Here is a 14,980-nt window from a genome sequence, read left to right as displayed (position 1 = left end):
GGGCTAGATCGGTCGTTCGACCGCGGCGACGCTGCGTTCGCCGCGGACGACGACGATGCTGCCGAGGATGATCAGCCCGCCACCGAGGATCAGCGGCAACCCGGCGGGGTCGCCGAACAGCCCGATACCGAGCATCGATCCCATCAGCGGTTCGATGTTGATGAACACGCCGGCGGTCGCACTGTCGACCCGCGACGCGCCATATTGCCAGGCGGCGGTGGCGACGAAGGTCGAGAGCAGCCCCTGCCCGACGATCCCGCTCCACGCGACCGCGCTCAGTGCGATTGGCGGGGGGCCGTGGAGCAACAGCGCGACCGGCAGGATCGCGAGCGTCGCGACGATCAGCATCACCGCCGGCACCGCCATTGCCGACCGAGTGACCGGCACCCGCTTGAGCACCAGCAGCCAGCCGAGGAAGACGAGCAGCGACACGAGCGACAGGATGATGCCGATCGGCGTACCGGCCGATCCAGGCTTGCCGGCGATCAGCGCGGCGCCGATCGTTGCCGCAGCGACGCCCGCCCATGACGCGCGGCTGACCGGTTCGCCCATCAGCCGCGCGGCGACCGCGATCAGCGCCGGCATCGCGCCGACCAGCAGCGCGGCGAGCGTGACGGTGACGCTTGCCAGCCCCTCGAACTGGATCAGGAACCCGGCGCCGTACAGTACGCCGGCGAGCAGCACGACCGGCGACCGGAACAGCGCGCGTGCCTCCGCGGTGGCGAACGCGAACGGCAGCGACACCAGGCTCGCCACCGCGAACCGCAGCAGGATCATGTGCGCCGGCTCGAGTTCGCGCAGCGCGAGCTTACCGAGCGGGAAGCCGAGGCCCCAGAATACGCCGGCGAGGATGAGAGCGATGAAGGGCAGACGACGGATCCCGGTGATGGCTGGTCGCCGTCCGATACCGACACGCCGGCGCACGTCAAAGGCCGTTCTGCCGTCGCGGTTCGCCGCGAGATTTGCTAACGGGCGGCGATGACCGACATTCTGGACACCCCGGCGACGGACGCGATGCCGATCCGGGTCGCCGCGCTGTATCGCTTCACGCCGTTCGCGGACATTGCTGCGATCCAGGGACCGCTGGCGAAGGTGTGCTGCGCCAATGGGGTGAAAGGTACGCTGCTGCTGGCGGCCGAGGGGATCAACGGGACGATCGCCGGGACCGATGTCGCGGTGGACGCGGTGCTGGCGCACATTCGCGCGCTGCCGGGGTGCGCGACGCTGGACGTCAAGGACTCTCGCGCCGCGGATATGCCGTTCCACCGGATGAAGGTGCGACTGAAGCGCGAGATCGTCACGATGGGCGAACCGGACATCGATCCGCTTGCCGGCGTCGGTCATTATGTCGAGCCGGAGGACTGGAACGCGCTGATCGCCGCACCGGGGACGATCGTGATCGACACGCGCAACGAGTACGAGGTCGCGATCGGGACGTTCGCCGGGGCGACGGACCCGCGGACGAAGACGTTCCGCGACTTCCCGGCCTGGTTCCGCGAGCACCGCGACGAAATCGTCGGCGATGGCCCTGCCCCGACGATCGCGATGTTCTGCACCGGCGGCATACGCTGCGAGAAGGCGACCGCGTTCCTGAAGGCGGAGGGGTTGGACGACGTTCATCACCTCAAGGGCGGTATCCTGAAATATCTGGAGACGGTGCCGGCAGCGGAGAGCCTGTGGGAGGGCGAGTGCTTCGTGTTCGATCAGCGCGTGGCGGTCGGGCATGGGCTGGCGCCAGGGACACATGCGCTGTGCCATGCGTGCCGGATGCCGGTGAGCGAGGCGGACCGGGTTTCGCTTTTGTATGTCGAGGGGGAGAGTTGCCCGGCGTGTCATGATGTGCGCGATGATGTGCAGCGGGCTGGGTATGCGGAGCGCGAGCGGCAGGTGCGGCTGGCGGCGGCGCGGGGCGAGGCGCATGTGGGGGCTGTGTTGGCTTCCACGGCTCCCCTCCCTGAAAGGGAGGGGTCGGGGGTGGGTCGGCCGGTTGACGAGCGCGGCACCAGCCCCGAGCCGACCCGCCCCTAACCCCTCCCTTTCAGGAAGGGGAACGCGTCAGGCGAACCGCGCCGCCAGTTCGGTGTTACCCTGGGTCATCGCGAGCGGCCGCCCCCTGTCACCCTGAGCTTGGTGGACGCCTATCCTCGTCGGACATGGCCTAGCCGCAGTCTTTCGCTTCCTTGTTCTCCCGCGAAGGCGGGAGCCCAGTCTGGGTCCCCGCCTTCGCGGGGAAACACGTCTTACGTGCAGGGATAGGTGTCACCGTGGTTCGGGGTCCGCCGCACCGCGAGCGCTGGCGTTCGCGACACGGTGGATGCTGAAACGCGTTCAGCATGACGGAGAAGGTCAGTGGGCGAACCGCGCCGCCAGTTCGGCGTTACCTTGCGTCATCGCGAGCGTCCTCACGCTATTGCCGGCCGCGTCCGTGAGGTCGGCGTCTGCACCGGCGGCGAGCAGCAGGTCGATGATCTCGCCCTGGTTGAACAGCGCCGCCATCATCAGCGCGGTTTGTCCGACGCTGTTGCGGCGGTTCACGTCCGCGCCCGCATCGATCAGCGTCTGCGCGATCGGGACATAACCCTTGAAGCAGACGCCCATCAGCGCGGTATTGCCCTGTGCGTCATGGGCGCCGTCGACCGCGGCACCGTGCTCCAGCAACAGCGCGGTCGTGCTCTGCTGGCCGTTGTAGCTGGCCAGCACCAGCCCGGTATAGCCCTTCGCGTCGGTGACCTCGATATCGACGCCGGCCGCGAGCAGCGCCGGGATGACGTCGTCGCGACCCATGCGGGCGGCGTCGAACCAGAGCTCGACGAGCCGCTCCATCGGCGGCAGTTCGCGGACGTCAGTCATTCGCGGTCTCGATGTAGTGCGGGACGAAGCGCGCGAGGTTGCGCGTGACCACGTCGTCGTCCTCGCGCACGCCGATCCCGGCCGCGGCGTCGCCGACGATCCAGGCGCCGATCACCGGGTGGCGGCCGTCGAAGGTCGGTGGTGGGGCATAGGCCTGGCGGATGAAGCCTTCCGCGCCGTAGCCCTCGTCGAGCGCGGTGCGGGTGCCCGATTGCTCGACCAGTTCGACATTGGCGCCCTCGCGCGAGAACAGCGGTTTGCGGACGTAGCGCGGGCCGAGGATGCTGGCCGCCGGATCATCGTCGAAGAACGCGGGGAGCAGGTTCGGGTGGCCCGCATGGCGCTCCCACAGCAGCGGCAGGATGCCTTTGTTCGAGAGGACCGCCTTCCACGCGGGTTCGATCCAGCGGACGTCGGCCTTGGCGAGGTTCGGCGCATAGTCTTCGCGGAGCATGAACTCCCACGGATAGAGCTTGAACGCCGCCTGCAGTTCGAAGCCGTCGTCGTCGACGAAGCGGCCGTCGCCGTTGAGGCCGATCTGCTTCATCTCGACGAATTTGGGCTCGATCCCGACCTGGATCGCCAGATCCTCGAAGAAGCGGACGGTCTGGCGATCCTCGATCGCGGTCGCGTCGGCGGCGAAATGGACGAAGCCGCCGGTCGGGAAGATCGCCGCGAACCGGTCGCGCAGCTTGTCGAACAGGCTGTTGAACTGGTCGGATCCCGGGGGCAGCGTGCCCTTGCCGATCAGTTCCTCCAGCCAGATCCACTGGAAGGTCGCGCATTCGAATACCGATGTCGGGGTGTCGGCGTTGTATTCGTAGAGCTTGGCCGGGCCGGTGCCGTCATAGGCGAAGTCGAACCGCCCGTAGAGCGACGGTTCGCGCTTGCGCCACGAGTCCGCGACGAAGTTCCAATGCTCGCGCGGGATCGCGAGGCGTTCCATCAATTGCTGGTCGCGGACCACGGTGTCGACCAGGTCGAGGCACATGGCGTGCAGCGCTTCGGCGGCCGGCTCGAGATCGGTCTCGATCTCGGCGAGCGTGAAGGCATAGGCGGCGCTCTCGTCCCAATAGGGGGCGCCGCCGGTATCGTGATAGACGAAGCCGATCGCGTCGGCCTGGGCCCGCCAATCGCTGCGGGGGTCGAGCGCGATCCGCTTCATGGGGTCAGCTGTCCTTGGTGTCGTCGCGCTGCTCGATCTGCAGCGTGGGTTTGGCGGGTGCGCTGAGGCGGGCAAGCACATCGTCGGCGGAGGACTGGCCGGGCATGATGCCGGCTAGGCGCAGCTTCTCGTCGAGGTCGGCGCCGGTGCGGCGATCCTCGAGTTCGCCCGCGGCCTTGATCCGTTCGCCGCGGATCGCCTGGCGTTCGCGGATCCGTGCGAGGCTGTCGGCGGCGGACCCGAGCTTGTTGCCCGCGCCCATGCTGCCCGATGCGACCGAAGCCTGCGCCTTCTGGACCGATTCGTTAACCTTGACGACGTCGACCTCGCGGCGGAGCTGTTCGATCTTGCGGTCGGTCTGCGCGACCGCGGTATGGATCTGCTCCTCGGCGCCGCGCATGTCCTCGACCTGCGGGCTCTTCAGCGCGATGTCCTGTTCGAGGTCGGCGATCCGCTGTGCGACCTGGCGGGCGAGGTCCATGTTGCCCTTGTCGACCGCGACGCGGGCAGACGCCTCGTATTTCGCGACCTGTGCGCGGAAACTCTCGACCTCGGTCTCGAGGATGCGGCGGCGGGCGACGAGGCCGGCAAGGTCGTCACGCGCCTTGCCCTGCGCCTTGTCGGCGTCACGGATTTCCTGGTCGAGGATGCGCAGCGCGTTCGCGTCGACGACCGCCGCACCGGCTTCGTGCGCACCGGCACGACCGAGGGTGAAAAGCTTGCTCCAGATGGCCATGCCAGTCTCTCCAATTCGTTGAGTTTATGCGCCGCGCAGGTCGGTCGCGGCGGCGATCGCGTTCTCGGCAAGGGTGTTGAGTTCGATGATCACGGTGTCGAGCGGACTGGACGTCGCCAGCTCGCCGAACAGCTCGTAATAGTCGCGGCCGTCGAGCGTGCCGATGCCGAAATTGGACAGCGGCACCAGCTTCTGCGTGCGCAGCAGCCGTTCGTTGAACGCCGCGCGGTCCGCTTGCTCGTCGCACGGCCACAGCAGGACCGAGGCCGAGATCTGCGCCTCGCTGACATTGACGAACAGTTCGAGGTCGCCGTGGTTGTGCATGGTGACGAGTAGCACCGGATCGCTGCCCTCGACGATGCGCGCGGTGAATTCGCCGGCGCCGACGGGCACGGACGAATCGAGCGCGGCCTTCAGGCTGCGGACGGTCCAGGTTTCGGTCATGCAGGAACTCCCCGTGGCGTTGCGTGTCGCTCACATAGGACGGCTGGCGGGCGCATACCACAGTGTTGCCAACGTTCGCCTGCGAAGGCGGAACGGAGGCTTTGCGGACGTGTCGGATCTGCCCTATGCTGGTACCACACACGCATCCGATGAGGTTCCCATGTTCGATCGCCTGTTCGGTCGCAAGCAAGCGCTTGAAACGTCCGAACTTCCTGTCATCCGCAACGTGACGCTGGGCCGCACCGTGATGCTCGACCCGCTGGCGTGGCGGCGGTTCGGCTCGGAGCTGCTGTTCCCGTTCGACCGCGACACGCTGGTGATCGTCGCGCAGGGGCTGGTCGACCTCAACGAGGGCGGGTTCGTCCACCGGTTCTACACCGACGACGACATCATGTTCCAGGCGGTGTCGAACGACCGCCAGGGCCAGGACGTCACCGACGTCACCGTGTTCGCGCCGTGGGACAGTGCCTATCCGTCGTCGTCCGCCGAGCGCCCGGCGTGGAAGTCGCGGCTGTCGGCGCGGACCTTCACCGCCGAGGGGTTGCCGGAGTATCGCCGGGTGTGGTTCGGCGACGAGGCCAGCGAGCAGGATCCGGTGACGTTCTGGGAGGAACTGCACGATGACCGCGACGGCATCGTCGACCGGCGGATCTTCCAGACCTGCATGCTGTTCGGGCGCGACCTGCCGGGCGACGGACGCGAATTGCTGTTGGCGATCGACCAGGAAAGCGAAGCGGGCGAGGTATCGTTCGAGATCATGCTAGGGGTGGCGCTCGAGCTCGGCGAATTCCGGGCCTGACGGGGGATAGCATGATCGATCAATACGGTTTCGGGGCAAGCGCGCTTGCCTTCCTGATCGCCTTCGTCGCGGCGGGGGCGTTCACGATCGCGTTCAAGATCCTCTATCAATGGGCGACGCCGTATCACGAGCGGACGCTGATCCGCGACGGCAACACCGCGGCCGCGATCACGCTGGGCGCCGCCCTGCTCGGCTATGTCCTGCCGCTCGCGTCGGCGCTGGCGCATACCGTCAGCCTGGCCGAGTTCGCGGTCTGGGCGCTGCTGGCCGGCGTGATCCAGATCGTCGCCTTCTCGGTCGTCCGCCATTTCCTGATGCGCGACTTCAGCGACCGGATCGTCCGCGGCGAGATCGCGGCGGCGACCTATATGGCCAGCATCTCGCTGTGCGTCGGCATCCTCAACGCCGCCTGCATGACCGCCTGAAGGACCGCAGATGAAACGCTCCAGATCCATCGTCCTGACCAGCCTGATCGCCGGCAGCGGCTTTTCGCTGTCCGCCTGCGACGGCGATGTCGGCGGCAAGCCGGTCGACGCGCTGAGCTACAAGACCGTCGCCGAATGCCGCCAGGCCGGCACGATCCCGGCGGCGCAGTGCGACACCGCGTTCGCGCAGGCGCAGAAGGCGAACGACCAGAACGCGCCGCGGTTCGACAATCGCGCATCGTGCGAGGCGCAGTTCGGCGAGGCGCAGTGCCAGCCGCGCAACAACGGCAGCTTCTTCACGCCGCTGCTGACCGGCTTCATCGTCGGTCAGATGCTCAACGGCGGCGGCGGATACGGCTATCGCGGGGCGCCGATGTACCGCGACCGCGACGGCAATTATCTGGGTGGCGCAGGCGGCCGGATCAGCCGTGATTACGTCACCGGCCGCACGCAGATCGGCTCCGACGCATTCAATCCGTCGGCGCGCTCGGCCCCTACCCGCGTCCAGTCGCGCAGCTCGGTGATCTCGCGCGGCGGCTTCGGTGGCGGCTTTGGCGGACGCGGGTTCGGGGGCTAGCGGGAACGCGCAGGCGGCCCGGCGGTTGTGCTAGCTCGCCGGAATGCTCCGGAAACGGAGACATTCATGGACGACCTCACGTGCGACGTCGCGATCATCGGCGCCGGGACCGCCGGGCTTGCGGCCGAACGTAGCGCGCGCAGCAACGGCGCGACCACGCTGCTGATCGACGAGACTTTCGGCGGCACGACATGTGCGAGCGTCGGCTGCATGCCGTCGAAACTGCTGATCGCCGCGGCCGACGCGGCCTATGGGGTGCGGCACGCGGCGGTGTTCGGTATCGGAGCGACGGCGACGATCGATGGTGCCGCGGTGATGAGGCGGGTTCGCAACGAGCGCGACAAGTTCGTCGCCGGCGTCGAGGACTCGATCGCGAAGATCCCGGATGCGGTGAAGATCTGCGCGCGCGCGAAATTCACCGGTGCGACGACGCTCGAACTGAGCGACGGGCGGACGGTGCATGCCAAGGCGGTGGTGATCGCGACCGGGTCGGCGCCGATGATCCCCGAGACGTTCGACGCGGTGAAGGATCGCGTGCTGACCAATGAGACGATCTTCGACCTAGCGACGCTGCCGGGATCGGTCGGAGTGATCGGCGCGGGACCGCTGGGGCTCGAACTGGCGCAGGCGCTGGTCCGGCTCGGAGTCGAGACGATGGTGTTCGACAAGGGCAATGCGGTCGCGGCGCTGAAGGATTCGCACGTCGCCGATGCGCTGCATGCGATCCTGGAGAAGGAACTGCCGGTCGTGCTCGGGGTCGAGACGCAGGTCGTGCCCGACGGCGACGGCGTTCGGTTATCGTGGTCCGGCGAATCGTCGGGTGAGCGGCACTTCGAGTATCTGCTGGTCGCGACCGGACGCCCGCCGCGGCTGGAGGGGCTAGGGCTGGAGACCACCGGGCTGGCGCTCGACGACCACGGCACGCCCACATACACGCGCGAGACGATGCAGTGCGGCGATGCGCCGGTCTTCTTGGCGGGTGATGCCGATCACGACCGCCCGGTGCTGCACGAGGCGTCGTCCGAGGGCACGATCGCCGGGCGCAACGCGGCGAGCTTCCCCGACGTCACCGCGGCCGAGCGGATGGTGCCGTTTTCGATCATGTTCACCGAACCCAATGTCGCGGTGATCGGCGTGGTGCCCGAGGACGGTGCGGCGGACGTCGTGGTCGGCACCGCGTCGTACACCGACCAGGGCCGCGCGAAGGTGATGGCATGCAACGCCGGGCTGGTGCGCTTCTATGCGGACGCGGCGGACGGCTGCCTGACCGGCGCGACGATGGCGGGGCCGGGCGTGGAGCATAGCGCGCACCTGATCGCGTGGGCGATCCAGTCGGGTTGGACCGCAACCGAGACGCTCGCCCTGCCCTTCTATCACCCGACTTTCGAGGAGGGACTGAAGCCGGCGCTGCTCGCGATCTGCCATGCGGTGCATGCCAAGCCGCCGCCGTTCCGCGACGACGGGTTTCTACCGGGGACGTGAAGGCCGCTTGCGTCGTCCCGGGCCTGTCCCGGGATGACGGAAGTCAGTCCAGGTCCAGATAGGCGACGACGTCGTTTTCCGTCGCGAGATACAAGCCCGCCTGCATATCCTCGGGCTGCTGCGCCGCGATCTGCAGCGCGTCGCCCATCGGGCCGTAGAACAGCGTCGTCACCGCCCCGCCCTCGCCTGCATCGTCGAGGTGATACAGGCGGACCGAGGCGGTTTCGAACGTCGTGCGCATGCTATCGGCGCGCGAGCCACTGGGTGACGGCGGGGCGGAGACGCTCGGCGGCAGCCTTGCGGACCGCGATCGCCGAGATCACGCGCCTGGAGCCGCCGCGTGACGCCTCGGGCAGGTTGGCGGCGGCATAGGCGGTGATCTTGCCGGGCATCGCCGGATCGTTCGATCCGCCGCCCAGCCCGACGACGTAGCCCGACCGCGAACTTTCCTCGACGAAGCCGTCGACGATTGCCTTGTTCGCCACCGCCCAGTCGAACGCCATGTCGGGGTGCCGCCCCGCGACCGCCTTCAGCAGCGCGGCCTTTTGCGGCGTGGTGACGGTGTCGGTCTTGAGCAGCGCCAGCGCCCGCGTCGCGAGCGCATCGTCGCGCGCGCTGCCGAGTAGCGAGACGAAGCGGTTCTTGGCGACCGGGCTGGTCTCGGCCTTGGTCAGCGCGAGCAGCGCGTCCCATTCGGCGGGGGTCGCGTTGACCGCATAGGTGGCGAGGATCGGCTGGCGGATCGCGGGCGGGATCGCGGTCGAATCCTTGGCGAGCGCCGCCACATAGGTACGCGCACGCGCCATCACCGCCGGATCGCCGCTGGTGCCGAGGACGCCGACCAGGGTTTCGCGGAGGTTGCCGACCAGCGGGGATTCGCCGGGCTTGGCGTCGATCCCGATCCGCGCCAGCACCGGCGACAGGATTGCCAGCGACCGGGTCCGCAGCTGGGTTTCGAGCGGCGTGTGGGCGTAGAGCCCCGCCAGGCTGCCGAGCCCCCCCGCGACCGACGACCATTCGAGCAAATCGGCGGTCGCGCCGACCTGCGCCGTGACCGCGAAGTAGCGCGACAGGTCCTGATAGCCGCCGGCCGCGAGCGCGAAATCGTCGCCGATCGTCCCGAGCCGGTCGGCGAGGTCGAGCTTAGCATAGTCCCGTACCAGCGCGGCGTGACCCGCCTCGTCGTACAGCACCCGCGTGTAACTGCCCTTGCCGCGGTTGATCACCAGCGTGCCGCAGCCCTTGACGGTGACGCGGGTCGCCGAGCCGGTGACGATTGCCGAGGACTGGCCACCGCCCAGCGTCGCGACGACCAGCGGAACGTGCCAGGTCTGCGGCGCCTTCGATGCGGCGTCGAGGCCGAAGCGGCCCTGCGCGAGCGTCGCGGTGGTGGTGCCGCCCGAGCAGGTCGCACCGGTCAGCGTGACCAGGGGTACGCCGCCCTGCAGCGTGAAGTCGTGCGCGATCTCTGCGACCGGCTTGCCCGCCGCGGCCGACAGCTCGGTCCAGAGCTGCTCGGTGACGGTGTTGCCGTATTTGTGCTTGGCCATGTAGCTGCGGATGCCCTGGCGGAACACGTCCGGCCCCAGCGTCGATTCGAGCATGCCGATCACCGCCTGGCCCTTCGAATAGGTGATGCCGTCGAACGCCTCGCCGATCTGGTCGACGGTCTCGACCTTGCGGATGATCGGGTGCGTGGCGGCGGTCGCGTCGATCCCCATCGCGGCCTCGCGGTCGCTGGACACCGCGGCGGCGTCGGACTTCCAGGCCGGTACCAGGTCGCTGCTCGACTTGCCTTCCATCCAGGAGGCGAAGCCTTCGTTGAGCCAGAGGTCGTCCCACCACGCCATCGTGACTAGGTCGCCGAACCACTGGTGCGCCATCTCATGCGCGACGACGGTGTAGATGCGCTGCTTGTTGCTCTCGGTGGCGCGCTTGGCGTCGAACAGCAGTTCGTTCTCGAAATAGAAGATCGCGCCCCAATTCTCCATCGCGCCGAAGAACTGGCTGGAGCCCGGGCCGGCGATCATGTCCATCTTGGGCAGTGGGTAAGGCTGGCCGAAATAGTCGTTGTAATAGCTGAGCAGGTTCTTCGCGGCGGCCAGCGCATAATCGCCCTGGTCGACGACGCCGCGACGCGAGATGATGCCGATCTCCGTGTTGCCGGCCTGCACCGTCTTGCGTTCCATGTCGCCCATGCCGAGGAACAGCAGGTAGCTGGACATCACCGGGGTCTCGCCGAAGCGGTACAGCTGGGTGCCGTCCGCCTGCTTGGTCACCGACGTCGCGGGCATGTTGGAGAAGGCGAGGTCCTTGCCCGGCGCGGTCGCGGCGAGGCGGAACTTCGCCTTGAACGACGGCTCGTCCCACATCGGCGCGAAGCGACGCGCGTCGGGCGCCTCGAACTGCGTCGCGAGCATCCGCGCGGCGGAGCCATCGGTGTTGGTGTAGTCGATCGCGAACAGCCCGGAGGCGGAGCGGCCGATCGTACCGGACCATGCGAAGGTCAGGGTGTGGCGGCCGACGCTCGCCGCTTTCGGCAGCGTTACGGTGAGGAGCTGTGATGCCTCGTCCGCCTTGAAACTGGCAGCACCGCCGTCGAAGGTCGCCGACGAGATTTTCAGGCCGGCGGCGTTGAGCTGGATGGTCTGCGTCGCCTGCTTGACGTCGACCGTCACGGTCTCGCTGCCGGTGAAGGTCAGCGCCTTCGCATCGGGCTTCACGTTGATGTCGTAGAGGATCGGAACGACGGTCTTGGGAAGCTGTCCGGCGGCGAGCGCGGGGGCGGAAACGGTCAGCGACAACAGCGCGGCAACGGCAAGCTTCATGGAAACGGTGACTCCGTGACAAGATATCATGCGCCTGTACGCCTTTGGCGCGACGACGCAATTGCCGACTATGGTATGCGTGCGCTAAGCCGCCCGGCATGACCGTACCCGCTCTTCTAAACCGCCTGCGTCTGCCGATCATCGGGTCGCCCCTGTTCATCATATCGGGGCCCGAGCTGGTCATCGCGCAGTGCAAGGCCGGGATCGTCGGATCGTTCCCCGCGCTCAACGCGCGACCGCAGGCGATGCTCGACGAATGGCTGCACCGGATCACCGAGGAGCTTGCGGCGCACAACCGCGCGCATCCGGATCGGCCGGCGGCGCCGTTCGCGGTCAACCAGATCGTCCACAAGTCGAACGACCGGCTGGAAAGCGACCTGATGACCTGCGCCAAATGGCAGGTGCCGATCGTGATCACGTCGCTTGGCGCGCGCGAGGATCTGAACACCGCGGTGCATGGCTGGGGCGGCATCACGCTGCACGACGTGATCGACGACCGGTTCGCACGGAAGGCGATCGAGAAGGGCGCCGACGGGCTGATCGCGGTCGCGGCCGGCGCCGGCGGGCATGCCGGCCGGCTGTCGCCGTTCGCGATCATCCAGGAGATCCGCCAGTGGTTCGACGGTCCGCTGGCGCTATCGGGGTCGATCGCGACGGGCGACGCGGTACTCGCTGCCCAAGCGATGGGCGCCGACTTCGGGTATATCGGATCCCCATTTATCGCCACCACCGAGGCGAATGCGGACCAGGCGTACAAGGACGGCATCGTTGCAGGGCGTGCGGCGGACATCGTCTATTCGAATCTGTTCACCGGCGTGCACGGCAATTACCTGCGCGCGTCGATCGCCGCGGCGGGGATGGACCCCGACAACCTGCCCGAGGGCGACCTGAAGACGATGGACTTCGGCGGCGGGTCGAACGCATCCGGGGGCGCCAAGCCCAAGGCGTGGAAGGACATCTGGGGATCGGGCCAGGGCATCGGCGCGGTTACCGCGGTCGAGAGCGTCGCGGACCGGGTCGACCGGCTGGAGCGCGAATATCGCGCGGCGCGGGTAAGACTGGCGCTGTAAACCGCGGAGCGCAGACCCGAGCCGGGGTCAGAATACCGAGGACAGCCGCCGTTGCATCGACAGCGCCGGGCTGTCCGAGGGCGTCGAGTCCCCCTGCGCCAGATCGAACCGCGCGACCCGGCGGTGAAGGTCGATGCTCGACCCGATCAGCGTCCGGGCACGGTGCGGCAGGACCACGAGCAGCGCATCGTCGGTGGCCAGCGCGACACCCAGACGCCGCGACGGATCGAGCGCATCGCGCGGGCGGAGCTCGCCGACCTGCACCGCACGCTGGGTCAGCAGCCACGCGATCACGTGCATCAACCGGGTCGTCACCTTCAGCGATTCGCAGGAGAAGCTGACGCGGATCAGCGGGTCCAGCGTCTCGCGCTCGGCGCGGCCGGCCTCGTCGAAATAGGCGCGCGCCTCGTCCGCCAGCAGCATCGCCTCGACATAGAGGGAATCGATCAGGCGATGGTTCAGGCGGTCATGGGATCCGGCAGTCATGCCACCGCCATCGCATGATGCGGCCGCACCGGACAGAAACCAAAGCACACCGCCGCCGCAAAACCGTGCCAAAACGGTGCGGTTGGCGGGGCGGTCTGGGGATCGGTCACGCGATGATGTCGGGGATCAGCTGATCTTCGAGCATCGCGATCTCGTCGCGCAGCCGGAGCTTGCGGCGCTTCAGTCGCGCCATCTGCATCTGGTCGGGCACCGTCAGCAGCGACAGCGCGGCGATCGCATCGTCGAGATCGCGATGCTCGATCCGCATGCCGTCGAGCCGGACCTTGATCTGCGCTTCGTCCATCGTTGCTCCCCAATGCCGTCGCTCCTTAGCAAACGCCGCAGCGCATGCGAGGATCAAATCGGCACAGGATTCCGCGCCGGATCGGGTCGTCGCAGGAAACCGCTCGACCAGTCGATTCGATCGGAATTGGATGCAGACATTCGACCGCGCCGGTGGTTTACTCAGTCCCCCAACCCGAATGCAGGAGGTATCCCACCATGCAGACGACGCATCAGACAGCCCTGGAGACCAAGCACGCCGTGCTGGATCGGCGAATCGCCGAGGAAACCCACCGCCCGATGCCCGACGCCATCATCGTCGCGGGGCTCAAGAAGCAGAAACTGCGATTGAAGGAAGAACTGACGGGTCTCTAGCCGGTCCGGCGCCTGCGGCAATTTTTGCCGGAGGTGCCGCCCCTGGCGCGGCGATCAAGCGCCGAGAGTTTAGCGGGGCGCCTTCGCATAGATCGGTGTGGCCGACGATTTCGCGCCGCTGATCGGCTTGCGCGCCTTTTTCGGATCGATCGCGGTATCCAGCGCGATTCCCAGGCGCCCTTCGGTCCCCCAGGCGACCTTGCCGGTGACCTCGCCGATCCCGCGCAGTTCGAGCCGGACCGCGGTCCCGACTTCGACCATCCGATCGAGTTCGATCATCAGACCGCCCTCGGACAGGTTGCGGACGCGGACCTCGCGGGCGGTACGCGCATCGTCGAGCCACAGCTTGGCCACCAGGAACAGGCTGTCGCGACCGCGTGCGCGCTTGGTCCTGGGCTCGGCGTCGACGTCCACCGCCTCCCCCTCGACCATATCGCCGTTCACATTGTCCATTCGCCGTCCCTGTACGCCGCGTAGCCCTAGGTCCACGCGTAGACCGGAAAGCATGTCGAAATGCTTACGCTTCAGTCCTCGCGGGAAACCTTCTCGTTCCGTTCGTGGCGTTCCTGCGCCTCGACCGTCATCGTCGCGATCGGTCGTGCTTCCAGCCGTGCCAGGCTGATCGGCTCGCCGGTCACTTCGCAATAGCCATATTCACCCTCGTCGATCCGGCGGATCGCCGCCTCGATCTTCGACACCAGCTTGCGCTGGCGATCGCGGGTGCGCAGTTCGATCGACCAGTCGGTCTCGCTCGACGCGCGATCGGTCAGATCGGCCTCGCGCAGGGAATCGACCTGCAACTGCGACAGCGTCTCCTGCGAGTCGCGCAGGATGGCATCGCGCCATGCCTGCAGCTTGCGCCGGAAATACGCCTGTCGCGCCAGGCTCATGAACGGCTCGTCGGCGTTCGGCCGATAGCCGTCGATGGCCTCATCAGCCGCGTCGTTGGCTGCCTCTCGCTCGGTGTCGTTCACACGATTCATTACCGTTGCCATACCACTCTCCCTCTGGCCCCGCGGCTCGACCACGCCGAACCTTGAAACCGCCCCCAAATGGTGAACGGGCCTATAGTCGCCCGTATTGCCGATCACAAGCGGCTGAAATTGCCCTTGGATCCGCATCGGCAACCGATTCTTGCGTAGCCAGAGCGGCGAGTTGCAAACTGTGTGGCAAAACCGATCCGGTTGATCCGACGGCTTTGTTGGGAAGCTCACGCAGCGGGCAACGGCCGTTTCTGTCCCACGTCGGTACGTTAACGCTGACAATGGCCGCGTTCCCGTATCATTTCGGATGAGATGCATGCAAAAGGCGGTTAATTGGATTGCACTTAACCGATTGTTTTGCACTTGGTCCGATACGGGGTCGCAGTGCCGTGACCGGACTCTGGCACCGAAGCCAGCAACGAGAAAGTGACGATATGTCAGTGCGGATGGCCTTGGCCAAATTGTGCGCTTGTGCATG

The 14,980-nt window shown here is 67.3% G+C and carries 18 protein-coding genes; 7 read left to right on the top strand and 11 right to left on the bottom strand.

The window, feature by feature from the left end:
* Positions 1-3 precede the first annotated feature (3 nt).
* Positions 4-924, bottom strand: a complete 921-nt coding sequence (locus SJY20_RS08920) for a DMT family transporter (RefSeq protein WP_380786388.1) — start codon at positions 922-924, stop codon at positions 4-6.
* 54 nt (positions 925-978) lie between these two features.
* On the opposite strand from SJY20_RS08920, the gene SJY20_RS08915 reads away from it, so the two are divergent.
* Positions 979-2,028, top strand: coding sequence for a rhodanese-related sulfurtransferase (locus tag SJY20_RS08915; RefSeq protein WP_380786386.1), 1,050 nt, complete (start codon positions 979-981; stop codon positions 2,026-2,028).
* Positions 2,029-2,346: 318 nt separating this feature from the next.
* Here SJY20_RS08915 and SJY20_RS08910 read toward each other — a convergent pair whose 3' ends face one another.
* From SJY20_RS08910 to SJY20_RS08895, 4 genes are read right to left on the bottom strand one after another with little or no spacing between them, the layout of a single operon-like run.
* Positions 2,347-2,850 carry an ankyrin repeat domain-containing protein gene (locus tag SJY20_RS08910; protein ID WP_380786385.1) on the bottom strand — a complete coding sequence of 168 codons (504 nt, stop codon included), beginning with the start codon at positions 2,848-2,850 and terminating at the stop codon, positions 2,347-2,349.
* Complete coding sequence (locus tag SJY20_RS08905; protein WP_380786384.1) at positions 2,843-4,015, bottom strand: glutathionylspermidine synthase family protein; 1,173 nt, start codon at positions 4,013-4,015, stop codon at positions 2,843-2,845. Before SJY20_RS08905 ends, SJY20_RS08910 begins: the two co-directional genes overlap by 8 nt.
* A 4-nt stretch (positions 4,016-4,019) precedes the next feature.
* Positions 4,020-4,751 (bottom strand): PspA/IM30 family protein, encoded by a 732-nt coding sequence (locus tag SJY20_RS08900; RefSeq protein ID WP_380786383.1) that lies wholly within the window; start codon positions 4,749-4,751, stop codon positions 4,020-4,022.
* A 24-nt stretch (positions 4,752-4,775) separates the two neighbouring features.
* Positions 4,776-5,195 carry a YjfI family protein gene (locus SJY20_RS08895; RefSeq protein WP_380786382.1) on the bottom strand — a complete coding sequence of 140 codons (420 nt, stop codon included), beginning with the start codon at positions 5,193-5,195 and terminating at the stop codon, positions 4,776-4,778.
* A 160-nt stretch (positions 5,196-5,355) separates the two neighbouring features.
* Here SJY20_RS08895 and SJY20_RS08890 point away from each other — a divergent pair, with 160 nt between their 5' ends.
* From SJY20_RS08890 to SJY20_RS08875, 4 genes are all read left to right on the top strand, one after another.
* Positions 5,356-5,994, top strand: a complete 639-nt coding sequence (locus SJY20_RS08890; RefSeq protein ID WP_380786381.1) for a DUF2491 family protein — start codon at positions 5,356-5,358, stop codon at positions 5,992-5,994.
* Positions 5,995-6,005: 11 nt separating this feature from the next.
* The gene (locus SJY20_RS08885) at positions 6,006-6,419 is read left to right on the top strand and encodes a DUF350 domain-containing protein (protein ID WP_380786380.1); all 414 of its coding nucleotides are present in this window, start codon (positions 6,006-6,008) and stop codon (positions 6,417-6,419) included.
* A gap of 10 nt (positions 6,420-6,429) precedes the next feature.
* The gene (locus tag SJY20_RS08880) at positions 6,430-6,996 is read left to right on the top strand and encodes a DUF1190 domain-containing protein (RefSeq protein ID WP_380786379.1); all 567 of its coding nucleotides are present in this window, start codon (positions 6,430-6,432) and stop codon (positions 6,994-6,996) included.
* Positions 6,997-7,062: 66 nt separating this feature from the next.
* On the top strand, positions 7,063-8,478 hold the full coding sequence (locus SJY20_RS08875) for a dihydrolipoyl dehydrogenase (RefSeq protein WP_380786377.1): 1,416 nt from the start codon (positions 7,063-7,065) through the stop codon (positions 8,476-8,478).
* 43 nt (positions 8,479-8,521) lie between these two features.
* Here the strand turns inward: SJY20_RS08875 and SJY20_RS08870 are convergent, their stop codons facing one another.
* Positions 8,522-8,719 carry a hypothetical protein gene (locus SJY20_RS08870; protein ID WP_380786376.1) on the bottom strand — a complete coding sequence of 66 codons (198 nt, stop codon included), beginning with the start codon at positions 8,717-8,719 and terminating at the stop codon, positions 8,522-8,524.
* A gap of 1 nt (position 8,720) precedes the next feature.
* The gene (locus SJY20_RS08865) at positions 8,721-11,306 is read right to left on the bottom strand and encodes a M1 family metallopeptidase (protein WP_380786375.1); all 2,586 of its coding nucleotides are present in this window, start codon (positions 11,304-11,306) and stop codon (positions 8,721-8,723) included.
* A 98-nt stretch (positions 11,307-11,404) separates the two neighbouring features.
* Here SJY20_RS08865 and SJY20_RS08860 point away from each other — a divergent pair, with 98 nt between their 5' ends.
* Positions 11,405-12,376, top strand: coding sequence for an NAD(P)H-dependent flavin oxidoreductase (locus SJY20_RS08860; RefSeq protein ID WP_380786374.1), 972 nt, complete (start codon positions 11,405-11,407; stop codon positions 12,374-12,376).
* 27 nt (positions 12,377-12,403) lie between these two features.
* On the opposite strand, the gene SJY20_RS08855 is transcribed toward SJY20_RS08860, so the two are convergent.
* On the bottom strand, positions 12,404-12,862 hold the full coding sequence (locus tag SJY20_RS08855; RefSeq protein ID WP_380786373.1) for a DUF1465 family protein: 459 nt from the start codon (positions 12,860-12,862) through the stop codon (positions 12,404-12,406).
* Between the two features lie 106 nt (positions 12,863-12,968).
* Positions 12,969-13,166 carry a YdcH family protein gene (locus SJY20_RS08850; protein ID WP_380786372.1) on the bottom strand — a complete coding sequence of 66 codons (198 nt, stop codon included), beginning with the start codon at positions 13,164-13,166 and terminating at the stop codon, positions 12,969-12,971.
* 197 nt (positions 13,167-13,363) lie between these two features.
* On the opposite strand from SJY20_RS08850, the gene SJY20_RS08845 reads away from it, so the two are divergent.
* The gene (locus SJY20_RS08845; RefSeq protein ID WP_380786371.1) at positions 13,364-13,519 is read left to right on the top strand and encodes a YdcH family protein; all 156 of its coding nucleotides are present in this window, start codon (positions 13,364-13,366) and stop codon (positions 13,517-13,519) included.
* 69 nt (positions 13,520-13,588) lie between these two features.
* On the opposite strand, the gene SJY20_RS08840 is transcribed toward SJY20_RS08845, so the two are convergent.
* Both SJY20_RS08840 and dksA read right to left on the bottom strand, forming a co-directional pair.
* A complete protein-coding gene (locus tag SJY20_RS08840; protein WP_380786370.1) occupies positions 13,589-13,972 on the bottom strand; it encodes a PilZ domain-containing protein in 384 nt (127 codons plus the stop codon).
* 71 nt (positions 13,973-14,043) lie between these two features.
* Entirely contained in the window at positions 14,044-14,514 is a 471-nt protein-coding gene (dksA, locus tag SJY20_RS08835; RefSeq protein WP_380786368.1) for an RNA polymerase-binding protein DksA, read from the bottom strand.
* Positions 14,515-14,980: the final 466 nt, after the last annotated feature.

Source organism: Sphingomonas sp. R86521, from assembly GCF_042466235.1.
Classification (GTDB): Bacteria; Pseudomonadota; Alphaproteobacteria; order Sphingomonadales; family Sphingomonadaceae; genus Sphingomonas.
The sequence above is the reverse complement of the archived record's forward strand: the minus strand, read 5'-3'. Positions and strand labels throughout refer to the sequence as shown.